21 protein-coding genes and 1 tRNA gene are annotated in these 19,305 nt (G+C 60.7%); 5 read left to right on the top strand and 17 right to left on the bottom strand.

Annotated elements, in window-relative coordinates; all coding sequences use genetic code 11:
• Positions 1-164: 164 nt before the first annotated feature.
• The 5 genes from argB to NX775_RS16140 all read left to right on the top strand — a co-directional run bounded on the left by argB (position 165) and on the right by NX775_RS16140 (position 4,419).
• The gene (argB, locus tag NX775_RS16160) at positions 165-1,094 is read left to right on the top strand and encodes an acetylglutamate kinase (RefSeq protein ID WP_183554827.1); all 930 of its coding nucleotides are present in this window, start codon (positions 165-167) and stop codon (positions 1,092-1,094) included.
• Positions 1,095-1,136: 42 nt separating this feature from the next.
• Positions 1,137-1,211, top strand: a tRNA-Thr gene (locus tag NX775_RS16155).
• A 39-nt stretch (positions 1,212-1,250) separates the two neighbouring features.
• Positions 1,251-1,979: a pyrimidine 5'-nucleotidase gene (locus tag NX775_RS16150; protein ID WP_258836938.1), complete on the top strand. Its 729-nt coding sequence runs from the start codon at positions 1,251-1,253 to the stop codon at positions 1,977-1,979.
• 25 nt (positions 1,980-2,004) lie between these two features.
• Positions 2,005-2,583 carry a nucleoid occlusion factor SlmA gene (gene slmA, locus NX775_RS16145; protein ID WP_258836937.1) on the top strand — a complete coding sequence of 193 codons (579 nt, stop codon included), beginning with the start codon at positions 2,005-2,007 and terminating at the stop codon, positions 2,581-2,583.
• 9 nt (positions 2,584-2,592) lie between these two features.
• A complete protein-coding gene (locus NX775_RS16140) occupies positions 2,593-4,419 on the top strand; it encodes a chorismate-binding protein (RefSeq protein WP_258836936.1) in 1,827 nt (608 codons plus the stop codon).
• Here the strand turns inward: NX775_RS16140 and NX775_RS16135 are convergent.
• The 17 genes from NX775_RS16135 to NX775_RS16055 form a co-directional block, all read right to left on the bottom strand.
• Positions 4,407-5,018: an OmpW/AlkL family protein gene (locus NX775_RS16135; protein WP_258836935.1), complete on the bottom strand. Its 612-nt coding sequence runs from the start codon at positions 5,016-5,018 to the stop codon at positions 4,407-4,409. The genes NX775_RS16140 and NX775_RS16135 overlap by 13 nt on opposite strands.
• Positions 5,019-5,123: 105 nt before the next feature.
• Positions 5,124-5,717 (bottom strand): glutathione peroxidase, encoded by a 594-nt coding sequence (locus NX775_RS16130; RefSeq protein ID WP_258836934.1) that lies wholly within the window; start codon positions 5,715-5,717, stop codon positions 5,124-5,126.
• Between the two features lie 67 nt (positions 5,718-5,784).
• Positions 5,785-6,213 carry a CoA-binding protein gene (locus tag NX775_RS16125; RefSeq protein ID WP_258836933.1) on the bottom strand — a complete coding sequence of 143 codons (429 nt, stop codon included), beginning with the start codon at positions 6,211-6,213 and terminating at the stop codon, positions 5,785-5,787.
• A gap of 278 nt (positions 6,214-6,491) precedes the next feature.
• Positions 6,492-6,914, bottom strand: a complete 423-nt coding sequence (locus NX775_RS16120) for a F0F1 ATP synthase subunit epsilon (protein WP_183554845.1) — start codon at positions 6,912-6,914, stop codon at positions 6,492-6,494.
• A gap of 27 nt (positions 6,915-6,941) precedes the next feature.
• Positions 6,942-8,348, bottom strand: a complete 1,407-nt coding sequence (gene atpD / locus NX775_RS16115) for a F0F1 ATP synthase subunit beta (RefSeq protein WP_183554847.1) — start codon at positions 8,346-8,348, stop codon at positions 6,942-6,944.
• A 102-nt stretch (positions 8,349-8,450) separates the two neighbouring features.
• Positions 8,451-9,326, bottom strand: coding sequence for a F0F1 ATP synthase subunit gamma (atpG, locus tag NX775_RS16110; RefSeq protein ID WP_183554849.1), 876 nt, complete (start codon positions 9,324-9,326; stop codon positions 8,451-8,453).
• Positions 9,327-9,382: 56 nt separating this feature from the next.
• Positions 9,383-10,924, bottom strand: coding sequence for a F0F1 ATP synthase subunit alpha (gene atpA / locus NX775_RS16105; protein ID WP_183554851.1), 1,542 nt, complete (start codon positions 10,922-10,924; stop codon positions 9,383-9,385).
• 80 nt (positions 10,925-11,004) lie between these two features.
• Positions 11,005-11,538: a F0F1 ATP synthase subunit delta gene (locus NX775_RS16100; protein WP_258836932.1), complete on the bottom strand. Its 534-nt coding sequence runs from the start codon at positions 11,536-11,538 to the stop codon at positions 11,005-11,007.
• A gap of 2 nt (positions 11,539-11,540) precedes the next feature.
• Complete coding sequence (locus NX775_RS16095; protein WP_258836931.1) at positions 11,541-12,011, bottom strand: F0F1 ATP synthase subunit B; 471 nt, start codon at positions 12,009-12,011, stop codon at positions 11,541-11,543.
• A 77-nt stretch (positions 12,012-12,088) separates the two neighbouring features.
• Positions 12,089-12,340: a F0F1 ATP synthase subunit C gene (gene atpE, locus NX775_RS16090; RefSeq protein WP_370660592.1), complete on the bottom strand. Its 252-nt coding sequence runs from the start codon at positions 12,338-12,340 to the stop codon at positions 12,089-12,091.
• 87 nt (positions 12,341-12,427) lie between these two features.
• A complete protein-coding gene (gene atpB, locus NX775_RS16085; RefSeq protein ID WP_258836929.1) occupies positions 12,428-13,261 on the bottom strand; it encodes a F0F1 ATP synthase subunit A in 834 nt (277 codons plus the stop codon).
• A gap of 4 nt (positions 13,262-13,265) precedes the next feature.
• Complete coding sequence (locus tag NX775_RS16080; RefSeq protein WP_258836928.1) at positions 13,266-13,601, bottom strand: ATP synthase subunit I; 336 nt, start codon at positions 13,599-13,601, stop codon at positions 13,266-13,268.
• A gap of 260 nt (positions 13,602-13,861) precedes the next feature.
• Positions 13,862-14,740, bottom strand: coding sequence for a ParB/RepB/Spo0J family partition protein (locus NX775_RS16075; RefSeq protein WP_258836927.1), 879 nt, complete (start codon positions 14,738-14,740; stop codon positions 13,862-13,864).
• 23 nt (positions 14,741-14,763) lie between these two features.
• On the bottom strand, positions 14,764-15,534 hold the full coding sequence (locus tag NX775_RS16070) for a ParA family protein (protein ID WP_183554864.1): 771 nt from the start codon (positions 15,532-15,534) through the stop codon (positions 14,764-14,766).
• 165 nt (positions 15,535-15,699) lie between these two features.
• Positions 15,700-16,350, bottom strand: a complete 651-nt coding sequence (rsmG, locus tag NX775_RS16065; protein ID WP_258836926.1) for a 16S rRNA (guanine(527)-N(7))-methyltransferase RsmG — start codon at positions 16,348-16,350, stop codon at positions 15,700-15,702.
• A complete protein-coding gene (gene mnmG / locus NX775_RS16060; protein WP_258836925.1) occupies positions 16,347-18,278 on the bottom strand; it encodes a tRNA uridine-5-carboxymethylaminomethyl(34) synthesis enzyme MnmG in 1,932 nt (643 codons plus the stop codon). Before mnmG ends, rsmG begins: the two co-directional genes overlap by 4 nt.
• A 202-nt stretch (positions 18,279-18,480) precedes the next feature.
• On the bottom strand, positions 18,481-19,251 hold the full coding sequence (locus tag NX775_RS16055) for a sulfite exporter TauE/SafE family protein (protein WP_258836924.1): 771 nt from the start codon (positions 19,249-19,251) through the stop codon (positions 18,481-18,483).
• Positions 19,252-19,305: the final 54 nt, after the last annotated feature.

Here is a 19,305-nt window from a genome sequence, read left to right as displayed (position 1 = left end):
AACAGCCTTGACGTTGGATGGCGAACGGCGGGAATGGCATGGCAGGAGTAGAGTGGTGGGTACTGCTATAAAATACAACGAAACGCCGCCCACTCCCCACAAGGTTTACGCTGTTTTTACGGCATTTGGCTGTAAAATCTCGCGACAATTATTTCGGACTCTCCATGAACGCTCAAGTGACCAGCCTGACCACCGACGACCAACCTAACGACCTCGCGGGCGTCTCCCCGGCGATCAAGGCGCAGATCCTGGCCGAAGCGCTTCCGTACATCCGTAATTTCCACGGCAAGACCATCGTCATCAAATACGGCGGCAACGCCATGACCGACGAGCGCCTGAAGCACGGCTTCGCGCGCGATGTCATTCTGCTCAAGCTGGTGGGGATGAACCCGGTCGTGGTGCACGGCGGCGGCCCGCAGATCGACAATGCGCTGAAAAAAATCGGCAAGCAAGGCACGTTCGTGCAGGGCATGCGCATCACCGACGAAGAAACCATGGAAGTGGTGGAGTGGGTGCTGGGCGGCGAAGTCCAGCAGGACATCGTCATGCTGATCAACCATTACGGTGGCCAGGCGGTGGGCCTGACCGGCAAGGATGGCGGCCTGATCCGCGCACGTCGCATGGCCATGCCCGACAAGGAAAAACCGGGCGAGTTCCTCGACATCGGCTTTGTTGGCGAGATCGACGCCATCAACCCGGCCGTCGTCAAGGCGCTGCAGGACGACGCGTTCATCCCGATCATTTCGCCGATCGGCTTCGGCCAGGACGGCCAGGCCTACAACATCAATGCCGACGTCGTCGCCGGCAAGATCGCCGAAATCCTGAAAGCCGAGAAGCTGATCATGATGACCAACATCGCCGGCGTACAAGACAAATCGGGCAACCTGGTCACCGACCTGTCGGCGCGCGAAATCGACGAGATGTTCGCCGACGGCACGATCTCGGGCGGCATGCTGCCCAAGATTTCATCGGCCCTCGATGCTGCCAAATCGGGCGTGAACACCGTGCACATCATCGATGGCCGGATCGAACACTCATTGCTGCTCGAAGTCTTGACCGAGCAGGCTTTTGGCACTATGATCCGGTCTCATTAAATTTTTTGTGGCGGAAACAATCGCCACAGAAAAACCAGTACCGCCCTTTTAGCTCAGTGGTAGAGCACTCCCTTGGTAAGGGAGAGGCCACGTGTTCAATCCACGTAAAGGGCACCATCGCTTCACCTCCCCTCTGCTTTACCAACGCCTCGCACCGTGGCCACTCCCCTACCCCGCGCACCTGTCTGGTTATTCGACCTCGACAACACCCTGCACGACGCATCGCATGCGATTTTTCCGGCGATCAGCGCCAACATGAACACCTATATCGCGCGCGTGCTGAGCCAGAACGGTGAAACTGCCACGCAAACGATGATCGATGCCGCGCGCGTCGGGTACTGGAAGCGCTACGGCGCGACCCTGCTCGGCATGATGCGCCATCACCAGGTGTGCCCGGCCGACTTCCTGCGCGAGACGCACGATATCGGGCCGCTGGCCGAGCTGCTGCGCTTCGAGCGCGGCCTGGGGCGCCTGCTGCGCCGCCTGCCGGGCCGCAAGATCCTGCTGACCAATGCGCCCAACTCGTACTCGACCGAGATCGTGCGCCGCCTGAAGCTGCACAACCATTTCTCGCACCATGTGGCGATCGAACACATGCACGTGCACCGGCAGTTGCGGCCCAAGCCGTCCAAGCTGATGCTGCGCCGCCTCTTGCGCAAGCACGGCGTGGCTGCGCAGCGCTGCATCCTGGTCGAAGACACGCTGGCCAATCTGCGCACCGCGCGCCAGCTGGGCCTGCGCACTGTCTGGGTCACCCAATATCTGCGTGTGAGCGATCCGATCGGAACTGCCCCGCTGCCGAGGACATTGAAATGCCCCGGTTACGTCAATGTCAAAGTAAAATCCGTGCGGCAACTTCCTGCGCGGCTGTCGAGGCTGCGTTAATCGATCAACCACTCCTAGGGATCCCATGGCAAGCACGAAGCCCGGCCAGCGCAAGCTGCAAATCCTTCAGGCCCTGGCCGCGATGCTCGAGCAGCCCAAGGGCGAGAAAATCACCACCGCCGCCCTGGCCGCGCGCCTGGGCGTCTCCGAAGCGGCGTTGTACCGTCACTTTGCCAGCAAGGCGCAAATGTACGAAGGGTTGATCGAGTTCATCGAGACCTCGGTCTTCGGCGTCATCAACCAGATCAGCGAACACGAAGAAGGCGGCCTGGATCAGACGCGCGCGATCGTGCAGATGCTGCTGGGCTTTGCGGCGAACAATCCGGGCATGACGCGCGTGCTGATCGGCGACGCGCTGGTCAACGAAGACGAGCGCCTGCAGCACCGCATGAATGCGTTTTACGAAAAAGTCGAGCTGGCGTTCAAGGGGGCGTTGCGCGTGGCTGTCACGCAGGGCCATGGCCAGGAAGCCGATGTCGCCGGCCGCGCGAGCCTGTTGATGAACTACGTCACCGGGCGCTGGCACCGCTTTGCCAAGAGCGGCTTCAAGGTCAGTCCCGTGGAAGGCACGCCGCTGCACCTGTCGTTGCTGCTGGCAGCGTAAAATCCGGGGATGGATACTGGTGAAGTCTTTGCACTGCTCGACGATGCGCGCGCCACGCACGAAGCCCGTTCGCGGCTCTACCGCGGCCATGCCGGCACGCTGACCTGTGATGAGGCCAGCGGCTGGCCGCCGCTGCTGGCGGCGCTGCAAACCGCGCTGCAACAGGGTTTGTATGCGGTGCCGCTGCTGACGTACGAACTTGGCGCGCACCTGCAGAACCTGCCGGCGCGCGCCGTGGATGGACCGCTGGCGCAGGTGCTGCTGTTTTCGCACTGCGACCACCTGACGGGCGAGCAGGTCGCATCATGGCTCGCCACGCGCAGCGCCGGCCCGGACCAGATTGCCGGCGTGGCCGGCATCACGGCCAATGTCGACGAGACGCAGTTTGTCGAGGCCATCGCCCGCATCCGCGCGCTCATTGAGGCGGGCGACACCTACCAGGTCAACTACACGTATCGCTTGCGCTTTGACGCCTTCGGCCCGCTCGTCGCGCTGTATGCGCGCCTGCGCGCGCGTCAGCCGGTGCCGTATGGCGCGCTGGTGGCGCTGCCGGATGGCCGCGCGCTGCTGTCGTTCTCGCCCGAGCTGTTCGTGCGCCACGCTGATGGCGTGCTGCAGGCGCGGCCGATGAAGGGCACGGCGCGCGCCAGCGGTGACGCGGACATCGATGCTGCGCGCGCGCACGACCTGGCGCAGGACACCAAGAACCGCGCCGAAAACCTGATGATCGTCGACCTGCTGCGCAACGACCTGGGCCGCGTGGCCGTTACGGGCAGTGTGCAGACCCCCGTGCTGTTTGACGTGCAGCGCTACGGCGCCGTGCTGCAGATGACGTCCACGGTGCAGGCGCGCCTGAAGCCCGATGCGGCGCTGGTGGATGTGTTTGACGCGCTGTACCCGTGCGGCTCGATCACGGGCGCGCCCAAGCGCCGCGCGATGGAAATCATTCACGATTTCGAGCCCGATGCGCGCGGCGTCTATACCGGCGCGATCGGCTGGTTCGATCCGGCGCCACAGGGCCATGCGTTCGGCGACTTCTGCCTGTCGGTGCCGATCCGCACGCTAGCGCTCGCGGCCCCAGCAAATGGCGTACGGCGCGGCGAACTGGGTGTGGGCGCCGGCATCGTCCACGACAGCGAAGCGCATGACGAATTCGCGGAGTGCCAGTTGAAGGCAGGCTTTTTGACCGGGCTGACCAACGATGTCACGCTGTTCGAAACGCTGCGCGCCTCACGCGAACACGGTTGCGGGCACGTCGAACAGCACCTCGAGCGCTTGCGCGCTTCATGCACCTATTTCGGTGTCCCGTTTGACCCCGGCGCCGCGCATGCGGCCCTGGACGCCGCCTGCCTGGCGCTGCCGACCGACAGCACGTACCGCATGCGCCTGGCCGTCGATGCTGCCGGCGCATTGACGATCACGTCAGGCGTGCTGGCGCCGCTGCAGGAGCCGGTGCTGGTGGTGCTGGCCGACGAACCGACGGCCAGTAGCGACATCTTCCTGCGTCACAAGACGAGCCGGCGCAGCCGCTACGACGCAGCCTGGCAGGCGGCCGAAGCGCGCGGTGCCTTCGATGCGCTGTTCTTCAACGAGCGCGGTGAATTGACGGAAGGTGGGCGCAGCAATGTCTTCGTGCGCATGGGTGACGCGTGGATTACGCCGCCCCTTAGTTGTGGCGTGCTGCCGGGTGTGATGCGGGGCGTGCTGCTGGCAGCGCCCGCATGGCACGCGCGCGAAGGCGTGATCACGCGCGCGATGCTCGAAGCGGCCGACGACATCGTCGTCTGCAACGCGCTGCGCGGGCCGCTGCGCGCCGTACTTCTTCAGAAGCGGTAACCGACGCCCAGGCCGAACAGCATCGGATCGACTTTGAGGTGGCTGATATTGGCGCCACCGACGATCACGTCGCTGCGGATGTTGACGCGCTTGATGTCCGCGTTGAGCGACCAGTGCTCGTCCAGGCGGAAATCAACGCCAGCCTGCAGCGCCAGCCCGACACTGTCGTTCTCCAGGTCAGCCGCGCCATTGAGCAGCTTGACGCCCGAGATGCGCGTGTAGTTCACGCCCACGCCCACGTACGGATTGAACGTGGCGCCCGGTGCGAAGTGGTATTGCGCGCTCAAAGTGGGCGGCAAGTGCTTGAAGCTGCCGATCCTGGTGCCGCCCAGCGTCACATTGTGCTTCTGCGGATAGGTCAGGATCAGTTCCGCCGCGAAGTTCGGCGTGAAGAAGTAGCTGATATCCAGCTCGGGAATGGTCTTGTTGCTGACCTTGATCGTGTCCGCCGCGCCCACACCGCCAACCGGGCTCGATTTGTTGTCCGGCTCCATCTGGATGGCGCGTGCACGCACCAGCCATGGCGATTCCTGGGCCAGCGCCTGCGCGGACGCTACGGCAATCAGGGCCACTACTACGGATTTCAACATCGTTGTCATTGTTCTTACCTTTCGTTGTCATGTCACTGTCGACGAAGGTAAGCTTATTGATGTGGACCCCAAAAAACGTTGATCCACATCAAAATGACCATACTGTCAGTAAGGTTACAGCTCTTTCTCGATCTGACCGACCAGTTGCGGGTCTTCCGGCGTGACCTTGCTCGGGAAGTACTCGAGCACTTTACCGTCGCGCCCGATCAGGTACTTGGTGAAGTTCCACTTCGGTTCCTTGCCCGTTGCCTTGATCAGCTGCGCGTGCAGCGGATTGGCGTCCGGTCCCTTGACCGACGTCTTGGCAAACATCGGGAACTTCACGCCGTAGGTGTTGTAGCAGAGGTCCGCGATCTCTTTCGCGTTGCCCGGCTCCTGCTGGCCGAAGTCGTTCGACGGGAAGCCCAGCACCACCAGACCGCGGCTGCCATATTTGGCGTAGATCTTTTCCAGGCCCTCGTACTGCTTGGTAAAGCCGCAGTAGCTGGCCGTGTTGACCACCAGGACCACCTTGCCGCTGTACTGGCAGAGGTCTTGCGGCGCTTCATCCTGCAGGCGCTTGAAGCTGTGCTTGAGCACTGCCGGGCAGGCGGCCGGCGTTTTGTTCAATGCCGGCGCTGGTGCCGCAGGCGCGGCCTGCGCGCTTGCGGGCGGGATGACGCTGGCGGCAGCGGTGGCGGCGAGCAGCAGGGCAATGGTCTTGATCATGGCGTGGTATTGACGAGGTGGAAGTAGCAGCGATTGTAGCGCGGGCAGCGACGCCACGCGCCGCTTTTCAGGCGCTTGCCTGCAGGCTGCGGTGCTCGATCTTGATGCAGTGGTTCATCACCACATCCAGGCCGGCAGCGCGCGCCAGATCGGCGGCAACCTGGTTCTCGATCTCGAGCTGCATCCACAGGCACCCTGCCCCCACGGCGATCGCATCGCGCGCGATCGGGCCGATGTCTTCCGACTTGCGGAAGCAATCGACGATGTCGATGCGCTGGCCACTGTCTGCGAGCGAGGCGGCAGCGTCTTGCAGCGTGGCGAAGACGGGCTCACCGAGAATCGTCTCGCCGGCGTACTGGGGGTTCACTGGCAGGATGCGGTAGCCGTGCTGCTGCAGGTAGGCGCCCACTTCGTGACTGGCCCGGTCCGGCTTGGTCGACAGGCCGACGATGGCGATGGTGGTGCTTTCTTCGAGGATCTGGGCAATGGTGCGCATGGTGGCATAAAGGTCGTTAGGGTGACGATCAGCTTAGCAGGTTTGGCTTATCTACCCTGGCACTGTGGCCGGCAGCCGTAGGGTGGGCGGGTTTCCCGCCCACGCGTTCAACCGGCATTGATGTACCACGGAGCAGGGGTGATTTGAACGCGTGGACGGCAGAGCCGTCCACCCTACGCCAGTCACAACACTGAATGGGTGGGCCGTGACCCAGGACACCGACGAAAAAAAAGGCAGCCCGCAGGCTGCCTTTCTTGTTGCCGAGCTTGTACTTAAGCTCAACGGCCTTTCGAACGCAGACGCTGAATTGCCGCCAACTGCGCAATTGCCGCGGCCATTTCGGCCTGGGCTTTTGCGTAGTCGATCTTCGACTCTTGATTGAGCATCAGGTCTTCAGCCTGCTTCTTCGCGGACGTCGCCTTCGCTTCGTCCAGGTCGGCGCCGCGGATTGCGGTGTCGGCCAGCACGGTCACGCCGTTCGGCTGCACTTCGAGGATACCGCCGGCGACGAAGACGAACTCTTCACCACCACCGGCAACCTGGATGCGCACGGCGCCCGGGCGGATGCGCGTGATCAACGGGGTGTGCTTCGGGTAGATACCCAGCTCACCCGCTTCACCCGGCAACGCGACGAATTCGGCCTGGCCGGAGAAGATCTGCTCTTCGGCCGAGACGACGTCGACTTGAAATGTGTTTGCCATGTGTGTCTTTCAGTGGAAGAAAGCGACTTAACCAGCAGCCAGTTTCTTGGCTTTCTCGATAGCTTCCTCGATCGTGCCGACCATGTAGAACGCTTGCTCCGGCAGGTGATCCAGTTCGCCCGATGCGATCATCTTGAAGCCCTTGATCGTGTCTTTCAGCGAAACGTACTTGCCCGGCGCGCCGGTGAACACTTCAGCGACGTGGAATGGCTGCGACAGGAAACGCTGCATCTTGCGAGCGCGTGCCACGACCAGTTTGTCTTCCGGTGCCAGCTCGTCCATGCCCAGAATCGCGATGATGTCACGCAGTTCCTTGTAGCGCTGCAGGGTGTTCTGCACAGCGCGCGCGGTGGCGTAGTGCTCTTCACCGACGACGAGCGGGTCCAGCTGGCGCGAGGTCGAATCGAGTGGGTCGACTGCAGGGTAGATACCCAGCGAGGCGATGTCACGCGACAGAACGACGGTCGAATCCAGGTGAGCAAAGGTGGTTGCTGGCGATGGGTCGGTCAAGTCATCCGCAGGGACGTAGACGGCCTGGATCGACGTGATCGAACCGGTCTTGGTCGAGGTGATGCGCTCTTGCAGACGGCCCATCTCTTCGGCCAGCGTAGGCTGGTAGCCCACTGCCGATGGCATACGACCCAGCAGTGCCGAAACTTCGGTACCGGCCAGGGTGTAACGGTAGATGTTGTCGACGAAGAACAGAACGTCCTTGCCTTCATCACGGAACGCTTCTGCCATGGTCAGACCGGTCAGCGCGACGCGCAGACGGTTGCCTGGTGGTTCGTTCATCTGACCGTAGACCATTGCCACTTTCGAGTTGGCAGGGTTTTCCAGGTCGACGACTTTGGCATCGGCCATCTCGTGGTAGAAGTCGTTACCTTCACGGGTACGCTCACCCACGCCGGCGAACACGGACAGACCCGAGTGTGCCTTGGCGATGTTGTTGATCAGTTCCATCATGTTGACGGTCTTGCCGACGCCGGCGCCGCCGAACAGGCCGACTTTACCGCCTTTGGCGAACGGGCAGACCAGATCGATGACCTTGATGCCGGTTTCCAGCAGGTCGGTCGATGGCGACAGTTCGTCGTAGGCTGGCGCGTCACGGTGGATCGACGCCATGCGCTCGTGGCTGACCGGACCGCATTCGTCGATCGGGTTGCCCAGCACGTCCATGATACGGCCCAGGGTCGGGGTGCCGACCGGGACCATGATTGGCTTGCCGGTGTTCTGGATCATCATGCCGCGGCGCATGCCGTCCGAGCTGCCCAGAGCAATGGTACGGACCACGCCGTCGCCCAGCTGTTGCTGGACTTCCAGGGTCAGATCCGAGCCTTCCATTTTCAGTGCGTCGTACACTTTCGGCATGGCATTACGTGGGAATTCCACGTCAACCACTGCGCCGATACACTGAACGATTTTGCCATCAGCCATGTTCGTTCCTTCAGATATTTAGTTAAATTCTTTTTTGCTTTGATCGGTCGGGGACAGCGTGCGGGACAAGCCCGCTCGACGCCATCCCCACGGGCGGCGCTGTTAGACTGCGGCTGCGCCCGACACGATCTCGGAGAGTTCTTTGGTAATCGCCGCCTGGCGGGTCTTGTTGTAGACCAGCTTGAGGTCGCTGATGACACTGCCGGCGTTATCGCTCGCGGCCTTCATTGCGACCATGCGTGCCGATTGCTCGGACGCCAGGTTTTCTGCCACTGCCTGGTAGACCAGCGCTTCCACGTAACGCACCAGCAGTTCGTCGATGACGACCTGTGCTTCCGGTTCGTAGATGTAGTCCCAGCTGGTGGCGCCTGCATCGGCTTTCAGCGAATTGGCTGACAGCGGAAGCAGTTGCTCGACCACGGTTTCCTGTTTCATCGTGTTGATGAACTTGGTGTAGCACAGGTAGACAGCATCGAGCTTGCCTTCCTGGTACGCGTCCAGCATCACTTTGACCGGTCCGATCAGCTTGTCCAGTTGCGGTGCATCGCCCAGCTGCGTGGCTTGCGACACCAGCTTCATGCCGACACGGTTCAGGAAGCTCAGGCCCTTGTTGCCAATGGCAACTGCCTCGACGCGGTTGCCCGCCTGTTCCTGTTCGCGCGCCTTGACGGTTACCTGGCGCAGGATGTTGGTGTTCATGCCGCCGCACAGACCCTTGTCGGTCGTGACAACGATGAAACCAACTGCCTTTGCCTGCACGTCCTTGGCTTGCGCCATGAATGCGTGCGTGTACTCCGGGTTTGCAGTGGCCAGATTGGCGGTGATGTTACGAACCTTGTCACTGTAGGGACGGGCGGCGCGCATACGTTCCTGCGCCTTGCGCATTTTCGATGCGGCGACCATTTCCATCGCCTTGGTGATCTTCTTCGTATTCTCTACGCTCTTGATCTTGCCACGAATCTCTTTGCCTGCTGCCATGAGTCCTTACTCCTTCCAGGCACCGGCATCGCCGTCAGGCGACGCCGGCCCACAGATTAATATGCGCCGGATTTCTTGAAATCAGCAACGGCCGCGGCCAATGCTGCTTCGCCGTCTTTGTCCAGTTGCTTGGTTTCGTCAATCTTCGCCAGCAGCGCTGCATGGCCCGACTTCAGGAAGGCGTGCAGGCCGTGCTCGAATGGCAGCACTTTCTTGACTTCGATATCGTCCAGGTAGCCCTTGTTGACGGCGAACAGCGATGCGGCCATCAGCGAGGTCGACAGTGGCGAGAACTGTGGCTGCTTGAGCAGTTCGGTTACGCGCGCACCGCGGTCCAGCTGCTTGCGGGTCGATTCGTCCAGGTCCGATGCGAACTGCGCGAACGCAGCCAGTTCACGGTACTGGGCCAGGTCGGTACGGATACCGCCGGACAGGTTCTTGATGACTTTGGTCTGAGCAGCACCACCGACGCGCGACACCGAGATACCGGCGTTGATCGCAGGACGGACACCGGCGTTGAACAGCGACGTTTCCAGGAAGATCTGGCCGTCAGTAATCGAGATCACGTTGGTCGGCACGAATGCCGAGACGTCGCCAGCTTGCGTTTCGATGATCGGCAGTGCGGTCAGCGAACCTGTCTTGCCGGTCACGGCGCCGTTGGTGAATTTCGACACGTAGTCGGCGTTCACGCGTGCTGCGCGCTCGAGCAGGCGGCTGTGGAGGTAGAACACGTCGCCTGGGTACGCTTCGCGGCCTGGTGGACGGCGCAGCAGCAGCGAGATCTGGCGGTAGGCAACTGCCTGCTTCGACAGATCGTCATACACGATCAGTGCGTCTTCGCCGCGGTCGCGGAAGTATTCGCCCATCGCGCAGCCCGAGTAGGCCGAGATGTATTGCATGGCGGCCGATTCCGACGCCGATGCAGCCACAACGATGGTGTACTCCATCGCGCCGTGCGTTTCCAGCGAGCGCACGATGTTCTTGATGGTCGATGCTTTCTGACCGATCGCGACGTACACGCAGGTCACGCCCTGACCTTTTTGGTTGATGATCGCGTCGACTGCAACAGCCGATTTACCGGTCTGGCGGTCACCAATGATCAGCTCACGCTGGCCACGGCCGATCGGCACCATTGCGTCGATCGATTTGATACCGGTCTGCATTGGCTGCGAGACCGATTCACGGGCGATAACGCCTGGCGCAATCTTTTCGATTGGCGAGGTCAGCTTGGCGTTGACAGGACCCTTGCCGTCGATCGGCTGGCCCAGTGCATTGACAACGCGGCCGCACAGTTCAGGACCGATCGGCACTTCCAGAATACGGCCGGTGGTCTTGACGATGTCGCCTTCCGAGATGTGCTCGTAAGCACCCAGGATGACCGAGCCGACCGAGTCGCGCTCGAGGTTCATGGCCAGGCCGAAGGTGTTGCCTGGGAATTCCAGCATCTCGCCCTGCATCACGTCCGACAGACCATGGATGCGGCAGATACCGTCGGCGACCGAGATCACCGTGCCTTGATTGCGAACGTCAGCCGAACTTTCGAGGCCCTGGATCCGGCTCTTGATCAGTTCGCTGATTTCAGATGGGTTAAGTTGCATGCTTGCTAACTCCAATTATAGTTTCTTGATGCGTAGGGCAAGGGCGGGAACGCCGGCGCGTGCCAGTCGATACGTCGTAGTTAGTTGGCCAGCGCAACGTGCATCCGTTGCAGCTTGGCGCGAACCGAGGTATCGAGCACTTCGTCACCGACGACCACGCGCACACCACCGATCAGCGAAGGATCCACTGTTACCGTTGGGTTGAGCTTGCGGCCAAATTTCTTTTCCAGCGTGGCGACCAGCTGCGCCAGCTGGTCGGCCGAGATCTCGAACGCGCTATGGATCATCGCATCGGCAGCGCCCTCGTTCGCGTTTTTCAGGAGCGCAAACTGGGTGCTGATCTCGGGCAGCAGGTTGATGCGGCCGTTCTGGGCCAGCATCGCGATAAAGTTCTTCGCTTCAGCATTCAGCGGCGACTTGACCAGGGACGCAATCGTGTCCGCCAGTTGTGCGTGCGTGACGATCGGGTTGCTGGCGAAGGTCTGCACGTCGGCACTGGCGCCAATCTGGCCCAGTTCCGACGCGATGGCCGAGTACGCGTTCATGTCGCCGGTTTGGGCGACACGGAACAGCGCTTCGGCGTAGGGGCGGGCGACGGTTGCGAGTTCTGCCATGATCAGAGCTCGGTCGACAGTTGCGACAGCAGGTCGGCGTGGGCCGCTGCGTTCACTTCACGCTTCAGGATCTGCTCGGCGCCGGCAACCGCGAGGGCAGCAACCTGGCCACGCAGTGCTTCGCGTGCGCTGTTGACTTGCTGCTCGGCGTCAGCCTTGGCGGCGGCAACGATACGCGCGCCTTCATCGGCGGCAGTACGCTTGGCTTCTTCGATAATCACAGCAGCGCGCTTTTCAGCGTCGGTGATGCGTTTCTGGACTTCGTCACGGGCGCCAGCCAGTTCGGTCTGGACACGCTTTTCAGCAGCAGCCAGATCGGCCTTGCCACGGTCAGCAGCAGCCAGGCCACTTGCAATTTTCGCGGCGCGCTCATCGAGCGCCTTCATCAGTGGCGGCCACACGAATTTCATCGTGAACAGTGCCAGGATGAAGAAGACCACGAACTGAGCAAACAGGGTTGCATTAATGTTCACGGTTTTTTCCTTCTTACAGAAACACGGATGCCGAACCAGGAATGGTTCGGCCCTTCAAGACATCGAGAGCCGATGGCTTAGACGACTGGTGCGACGAATGGGTTGGTGTACGCGAACAGCATAGCGATACCAACACCGATCAGGAATGCAGCGTCGATCAGACCAGCCAGCAGGAACATCTTGGTCTGCAGGGTGTTCATCAGTTCTGGCTGACGTGCGCTGGCTTCCAGGTACTTACCGCCCATGATCGCGATACCGATACAAGCACCGATAGCGCCCAGGCCGATGATCAAACCGCAAGCCAGTGCAACAAAAGAAAGGTCAGTCATGTGTAACTCCAAAAGTTAAATTGAAAACTAGATTAAAAACTACAACTTCTTTACAACCACTATCTTGTTCGATGCTTGCGGCGCCGATCAGTGGCTATCGTGAGCCTGACCGAGGTACACCAGCGTCAGCATCATGAAGATGAATGCCTGCAGGAGTACGATCAGGATGTGGAAGATCGCCCAGATGGAACCGGCAATGACGTGGCCAACAAAACCAAAGATGGTGGCCGATCCGCCCAGCAGTGCGATCAAGAGGAACAGCAGCTCACCGGCAAACATGTTGCCGAACAGTCGCATACCGAGCGACACCAGTTTTGCTGCGTATTCAATGATGTTCAGGAGCAGGTTGAACGGCGCCATCCAGATACCGAACGGTGCAGCGAACAACTCGTGGATCCAGCCGCCCAGGCCCTTGATCTTGATGCTGTAATAGAACATCAGTGCCAGCACGCCCAGAGCGATGCCCATCGGGCCATTCAGGTCGGCGGTTGGAACCACGCGATGATACGGGAAGATGTGTTCCACACCAAAGACAGCAAATGCCCACGAGAACATGTCGACTGGCAGCAAGTCCAGCGAGTTCATCAGCGCAACCCAGACGAACACGGTCAGGGCAGCTGGCGCGATGAAGCTGCGGTCGCCATGCACGATCGACTTGGCCTGGTCATCGACCATTTCAAACAGCATTTCGACGAAAGCCTGGAAACGGCCTGGCACGCCAGCGGTAGCTTTGCGCGCGGCAGACCACATCACCAGGCAGCCGGTGATGCCCATGGCGATCGACCAGAACATGGTGTCGTAGTTGATGATCGAAAAATCAACCGGACCTACCTGGTGACCGTTCGACAGGTGACCAAGGTGGTGCTTGATATATTCTGATGCGGTGGGCGCGTGCGCTGCGCCGTCAATTGGAGTCGCCATGTCGTCAATGCCTAAATAATAAGATGATGTAACTTTTCAGCGCCACGATGAACCCGACGATCAATGCCAGCCAGTTCAGATCGCGGTACAGCCACGCCGTCGCGCCCAGAAGCGCCAGCGTCAATGCAATCTTTACGAATTCCCAGATGAAAAATGTCGCGGGACTTGCTCGTCCACTCGCGGACGCCGCAAACAAGCGCACTGCCATGATCCCGTTGGGTACGACACAACACAAACCACCCAGCACAGCCGACACCATCGCAGGCCATCCCCCCAGAAGCGCGGCGATGATTCCGGCGACAACTGTTGCAATCAATTGCAGGGAAACGATGCGCAGCATATTTTTTGGTCTTCTCGCTGCCGCAGTGGACGTACTACGTGGTGGTAATTACATGAATCGCCGGAATTATAAGTGGTTATACGGATGTGAGTCAAACGATTCCCTACTTATAACTGCTCTGTAAAGATGACGAAAATGTGACACGTTGCTGGTGGATAGGGCATTATTTTCAAGAACTTAACGCCAGATGGTGTAGGCAGTGGGTGTCACATTGCAGGGTAGTCCGGTCACCGCCTACCCTGCTTGCAGCCGCGTGCCGGTCAGCCGCGCAGGCGCGCCAGCACGCCGTCGAGGATGTCGAGGTCGGCGAAATCGATGATCATCTGGCCCCTGCCCTTCGGGCCCATCTTGAACACGACCGGGGTGGCCAGCTTGTCCGACAGCTCTTCTTCGAGCCGCACGATGTCGCCTGACTTGTCTTTCGCACGGGCGGCTTGCGCCGGGGCGTTGTGTTCGTCGAGCGCGCGCGTGACGAGTTTTTCCGTTTCGCGCACCGACAGCCGCTTGGCGATGACCTGGTTGGCCAGCGTGATCTGGTGGGCGCTGTCAACCGCCAGCAGGGCACGGGCGTGACCCATGTCAATGTCGCCGGCCATCAGCATCGTCTGAACCGGCTGTGCGAGGTTGATCAGGCGCAGCAGGTTCGAGACCGCGCTGCGTGAGCGGCCCACGGCGCCGGCCGCCTGTTCGTGCGTGAAATTGAAATCCGAAATCAGGCGGTTGATACCCTGCGCTTCTTCGAGCGGATTCAGGTCTTCGCGCTGGATGTTCTCGATCAGCGCCATCGCTGCAGCAGCCTGGTCGTCGACATCGCGCACCAGCACCGGGATTTCATCCAGGCCGGCCATCTGCGCCGCGCGGAAGCGCCGTTCGCCGGCGATGATCTCATACGGCGTGCTGCTACCCGGCGGCAATGGGCGCACCAGCACCGGTTGCATGATGCCCTGGGTCTTGATCGAGGCGGCCAGCTCCGACAGGCTCACTTCGTCCATGCGCGTACGGGGCTGGTACTTGCCGGCCTGGATCTGGGTCACGGCGAGCAGGGACGGCGTGTTCGGCACGGCCGGTGCGGCGTCCAGGTCGCCGCCGAGCAGGGCGTCGAGGCCGCGGCCCAGTCCCTTGAGTTTTTTGGTTGCCATCTCTTTGTCAGCTTTTTGATTGATTACATGCTCTTGATGCGCTCGACCATCTCGGCGCCGAAGGCGATGTATGCCTGCGCGCCTTTCGAGGACGGATCGAACGTCACGCCGGGGATGCCGTACGACGGTGCCTCGGCCAGCCGCACATTGCGCGGGATGATCGTCTTGAAGACCTTGTCGCCGAAATGCTGCTCAAGCTGGCCCGAGACCTGTTGCGACAGCGTCATGCGCGGATCGAACATCACGCGCAGCAGACCGATGATCTTCAGGTCGGTGTTCAGGTTGGCGTGCACCTTCTTGATCGTGTTGACCAGATCGGACAAACCTTCGAGCGCATAGTATTCGCACTGCATCGGGATGATCACGCCGTCAGCGGCGCACAGACCGTTCAATGTCAGCAGCGACAGCGCGGGCGGACAGTCGACCAGAATGAAATCATAGTCATCGGCCACCGCGGCCAGTGCTTCCTTCAGGCGACGCTCGCGGTTTTCGAGCGCGACCATCTCGACTTCGGCGCCGGCCAGCTCGCGGTTGGCAGGCAGCACATCGAAGCGCCCTGCTTCCGAGCGCACGCGCGCCGTGGCCACATCGGATTCGCCCAGCAGCACCTGGTAGATCGACGCGGCCAGCTCGGCCTTGTTGATGCCGGCGCCCATCGTGGCATTGCCCTGCGGGTCGAGGTCGACCAGCAGCACGCGCTGGTCCAGTTTGGCCAGGCCTGCGGACAGGTTGACGCTGGTGGTGGTCTTACCTACTCCACCCTTCTGGTTCGCAACGCAAAAAATCTTCGCCATCTTTTCCTTTCCTGGATGCGACTACAAGGCATCATATCGCTCATACGATAAAACCGTTTCATTGGTTTATATGAGTTAAACGATATAAACTGTTTATACGGTTAATACAGATATTACGGTTAGTACAGTTCGTATGATTTATATAGTATGTACTATTGGTATCTTTTATGCAGCTCGCTCGATGAATACCAAGTGTCGCTCTGCCTGCAGTCTTGGCACCCATAACGGTTGCAGATCCACGACCTTCCAGTCCTGTGGCAGGCGCTCGCGTTCCTCGCTTGGCGCGACGCCTTTCAACGCGATGAATTTGCCGCCCTCGGCCAGCAGATGGCCCGACCAGTTGACGAAGTCGGACAAGTCGGCAAACGCGCGCGAGGTGATCACGTCGAATGGTTCGCTCACCACCAGATCCTGCACTTTCATCGTGTGCACGCTGACGTTGGTCAGCTTCAGTTCTGCCTTCACCTGGTTCAGGAATGCGGTTTTCTTGTGCACGGTGTCGATCATCGACACATTCATGTCCGGTCGCACGATGGCAAGCACGATGCCGGGCAATCCGCCCCCTGCCCCGACGTCCAGCACATTGCGGGCATCGGCAAATGCTGGCACCGCTGCCAGTGAGTCGAGCAGATGGTGCGTGACCATCTGCTGTGGATCGCGCAGCGACGTCAGGTTGTAGACGGCGTTCCACTTGTTCATCAGCGCGAGATAGCCCATCAGCTTGGTCTGCTGCTCGGGCGTGATGGCCAGTGTCATGTCCTTGATACCCTGGTCCAGTACGGCTGCCAGTGCATCGTGGTCGAAGTTGTGTTTCATTCGGCCACCTCCGCTGCAGTCGTAGTGAAACCATTGGCGCCCCGTTTTTTCAGCGTCACCAGCAGCAGCGAAATCGCAGCCGGGGTTACGCCCGAAATACGCGAGGCCTGGCCCAGGGTTTCAGGTCGCTGCTTGTCGAGCTTCTGACGCACTTCGAACGACAGCGCTTCGATGTCCAGGTAGTTCAGGTTCTCGGGCAGCTTCATGTTTTCGTAGTGATCATGACGCTCGACTTCGCGCGCCTGACGATCGATGTAGCCGGAGTACTTCAGCTGGATCTCGACCTGCTCTTTGACGGCGGGATCCTCAACACCCGGACCGGCCAGGCTCTGCCCTTCGAGACCACTCATCGTCATCAAGGTGTCGTAGTTCACGCCCGGTCTGCGCAGCAGGTCGGCCAGATTGTATTCGCGCTCGAGCGGCTGGCCGACGATGCGTTCCGACTCGGCCGCGGCCAGGATGCGCGGGTTGACCCACACCGAGCGCAGGCGTTCCAGTTCACGCGCGACGGACTCGCGCTTGGTCTCGAATGCCGCCCAGCGTGCGTCGTCAACCAGACCCAGGCCACGACCGATTTCGGTCAGGCGCATGTCGGCATTGTCTTCACGCAGCGACAGGCGATATTCGGCGCGGCTGGTGAACATGCGGTATGGCTCGGCCACACCCTGCGTCGTCAGGTCGTCGACCAGCACGCCGAGGTACGCTTCCGAGCGACCCGGCGTCCAGGCATCCTTGCCCTGCGTTTGCAGCGCGGCGTTCAAGCCGGCCAGCAAACCCTGGGCCGCCGCTTCTTCGTAACCGGTGGTGCCGTTGATCTGGCCGGCGAAGAACAGACCCTTGATCGACTTGGTTTCCAGCGACGCTTTCAAGCCGCGCGGATCGAAGTAATCGTATTCGATCGCATAGCCGGGCCGCATGATGAATGCGTTTTCCATGCCGCGCATCGAGCGCACCAGGGCCAGTTGCACGTCGAATGGCAGGCTGGTCGAGATACCGTTCGGATAGAACTCGTTGGTCGTCAAGCCCTCCGGCTCGAGGAAGATCTGGTGTGATTCCTTGCTGGCGAAGCGATGGATCTTGTCTTCGATCGATGGGCAGTAACGCGGACCGACACCTTCGATCACGCCCGTGTACATCGGGCTGCGGTCCAGCCCGGCCCGGATGATGTCGTGCGTGCGTTCATTGGTGTGTGTGACCCAGCATGGCACCTGCTTCGGATGCATCGCGACATTGCCCATGTAAGAGAAAACGGGCACCGGGTCGAGGTCACCAGGCTGCTCGGTCAGCAGCGAGAAGTCGATACTGCGGCCATCGATGCGGGGCGGTGTGCCGGTTTTCAGGCGGCCCTGCGGCAGCTTCAGTTCCTTCAGGCGTGCCGACAACGACGTCGCCGGTGGATCGCCCGCGCGGCCGCCAGCATAATTTTGCAGGCCAACGTGGATTTTCCCGTCCAGGAAAGTACCGGCCGTGAGTACGACTGCGCGTGCACGGAAGCTCAGACCCACTTGGGTCACGGCGCCGACCACCCGATCACCTTCAACGATCAGGTCTTCGACTGCCTGCTGGAACAGCCACAGGTTCGGCTGGTTTTCCAGGCGCGAGCGGATCGCTGCCTTGTACAGGACGCGGTCGGCTTGCGCGCGGGTGGCGCGTACCGCCGGTCCCTTCGATGAATTCAGGATCCTGAACTGGATGCCTGCCTCATCGGTGGCAATGGCCATGGCGCCGCCGAGGGCATCGACTTCCTTGACCAGGTGTCCTTTGCCGATGCCGCCGATCGACGGATTGCAGGACATGGCGCCCAAGGTTTCAATATTGTGAGTCAGCAAAAGGGTCTTTTGACCTGTGCGTGCAGACGCGAGTGCAGCTTCGGTACCGGCATGGCCGCCGCCGACGACGATGACGTCGAATTCAGTTGGAAATAGCATGATGGGATGTGAGGCGAGGAGACTAATGCGCGATTATAGATTCTTTTGTGCTGACTGATTCTTCGACCGCCAGAAAACGACGAATTTTGTTTCACGTGGAACGTCGAACAAGTTGGACATCGCAATTGTTTCACGTGGAACGTCGCAACTGACAAAGCCGGGCTGACCCGGCTTCGCGATGTTTCACGTGGAACAATGGCGACTACCAACCCAACTTTGTGAAGGAATCGTAGGCAGTCTTGACAATCAAGGCGCTGACGACAAACAGGAAGACCTTGCGCACGAAGCCGCTGCCATACCTCATTGCGAGACGCGTGCCAGTCAGCGAACCCACGATTTGGCAACCTGCCATCATCAGTCCAAGTTGCCACAGAATATGGCCGCTGTAACCAAACCACATCAGCGCCGAGAAATTGCACGCAACGTTCACGATCTTTGCCGCGGCCGAAGCACTCAGAAAATCAAAGCCGAAAAAGCGCACGAACAGGAAGATCAAAAAACTGCCGGTACCGGGACCAAAGAACCCATCGTAGAATCCGATCGCCGCGCCAATCCCGATCGCCCAATACCGTTCGGCCAAACCGCTGTGCACCGGTGCGTGCACGGACCCCAGGTCTTTCTTCATGAAGGTATAGACCGCGACCGCAACAAGGATGATGGGCAATAAGGCGCGGACGAAATCGGCGGGCACGCGCGTTACCGTCCAGGCGCCAGCGAACGACAGGAGAAATGCGGCGGCAGCTGCCGGTGCGGCGGTACTCCACGCTACCCGCACACGCCGCGCGTAATCCACGGCGGCCGAACTGGTGCCGAAAATCGCTGCAAGCTTATTGGTGCCGAGGATGGTTGCCGGCGCTTCTTTCGGCAACAGAGAGAACATCGCGGGAAGCTGGACCAGGCCGCCGCCGCCGACAACGGCATCGACCAGGCCGGCGGCGAACGCGGCGCCGCCGAGCCAAACAACATCAATCATGGAAAGGATTCGGGAGGAGTGCTGAAGCCGCAATTCTACGGCATGCCGTACGTA

The sequence above is a fragment of the Massilia aurea genome (genome assembly GCF_024753205.1).
Lineage (GTDB): Bacteria > Pseudomonadota > Gammaproteobacteria > Burkholderiales > Burkholderiaceae_D > Telluria > Telluria aurea.
This window is presented reverse-complemented; position numbering and strand designations above follow the sequence as displayed.

Bases quoted from the DNA above. Each gene is read 5' to 3' on its own strand.
- rsmG (WP_258836926.1), bottom strand. From the start codon at position 16,350: ATGAAACACAACTTCGACCACGATGCACTGGCAGCCGTACTGGACCAG.
- argB (WP_183554827.1), top strand. From the start codon at position 165: ATGAACGCTCAAGTGACCAGCCTGACCACCGACGACCAACCTAACGAC.
- NX775_RS16125 (WP_258836933.1), bottom strand. From the start codon at position 6,213: ATGCGCACCATTGCCCAGATCCTCGAAGAAAGCACCACCATCGCCATC.
- NX775_RS16135 (WP_258836935.1), bottom strand. From the start codon at position 5,018: ATGACAACGATGTTGAAATCCGTAGTAGTGGCCCTGATTGCCGTAGCG.
- slmA (WP_258836937.1), top strand. From the start codon at position 2,005: ATGGCAAGCACGAAGCCCGGCCAGCGCAAGCTGCAAATCCTTCAGGCC.
- atpB (WP_258836929.1), bottom strand. From the start codon at position 13,261: ATGGCGACTCCAATTGACGGCGCAGCGCACGCGCCCACCGCATCAGAA.
- NX775_RS16075 (WP_258836927.1), bottom strand. From the start codon at position 14,740: ATGGCAACCAAAAAACTCAAGGGACTGGGCCGCGGCCTCGACGCCCTG.
- NX775_RS16080 (WP_258836928.1), bottom strand. From the start codon at position 13,601: ATGCTGCGCATCGTTTCCCTGCAATTGATTGCAACAGTTGTCGCCGGA.
- atpD (WP_183554847.1), bottom strand. From the start codon at position 8,348: ATGGCTGATGGCAAAATCGTTCAGTGTATCGGCGCAGTGGTTGACGTG.
- NX775_RS16120 (WP_183554845.1), bottom strand. From the start codon at position 6,914: ATGGCAAACACATTTCAAGTCGACGTCGTCTCGGCCGAAGAGCAGATC.
- NX775_RS16140 (WP_258836936.1), top strand. From the start codon at position 2,593: ATGGATACTGGTGAAGTCTTTGCACTGCTCGACGATGCGCGCGCCACG.
- NX775_RS16130 (WP_258836934.1), bottom strand. From the start codon at position 5,717: ATGATCAAGACCATTGCCCTGCTGCTCGCCGCCACCGCTGCCGCCAGC.
- mnmG (WP_258836925.1), bottom strand. From the start codon at position 18,278: ATGCTATTTCCAACTGAATTCGACGTCATCGTCGTCGGCGGCGGCCAT.
- atpE (WP_370660592.1), bottom strand. From the start codon at position 12,340: ATGACTGACCTTTCTTTTGTTGCACTGGCTTGCGGTTTGATCATCGGC.
- atpA (WP_183554851.1), bottom strand. From the start codon at position 10,924: ATGCAACTTAACCCATCTGAAATCAGCGAACTGATCAAGAGCCGGATC.
- NX775_RS16100 (WP_258836932.1), bottom strand. From the start codon at position 11,538: ATGGCAGAACTCGCAACCGTCGCCCGCCCCTACGCCGAAGCGCTGTTC.
- NX775_RS16070 (WP_183554864.1), bottom strand. From the start codon at position 15,534: ATGGCGAAGATTTTTTGCGTTGCGAACCAGAAGGGTGGAGTAGGTAAG.
- NX775_RS16055 (WP_258836924.1), bottom strand. From the start codon at position 19,251: ATGATTGATGTTGTTTGGCTCGGCGGCGCCGCGTTCGCCGCCGGCCTG.
- atpG (WP_183554849.1), bottom strand. From the start codon at position 9,326: ATGGCAGCAGGCAAAGAGATTCGTGGCAAGATCAAGAGCGTAGAGAAT.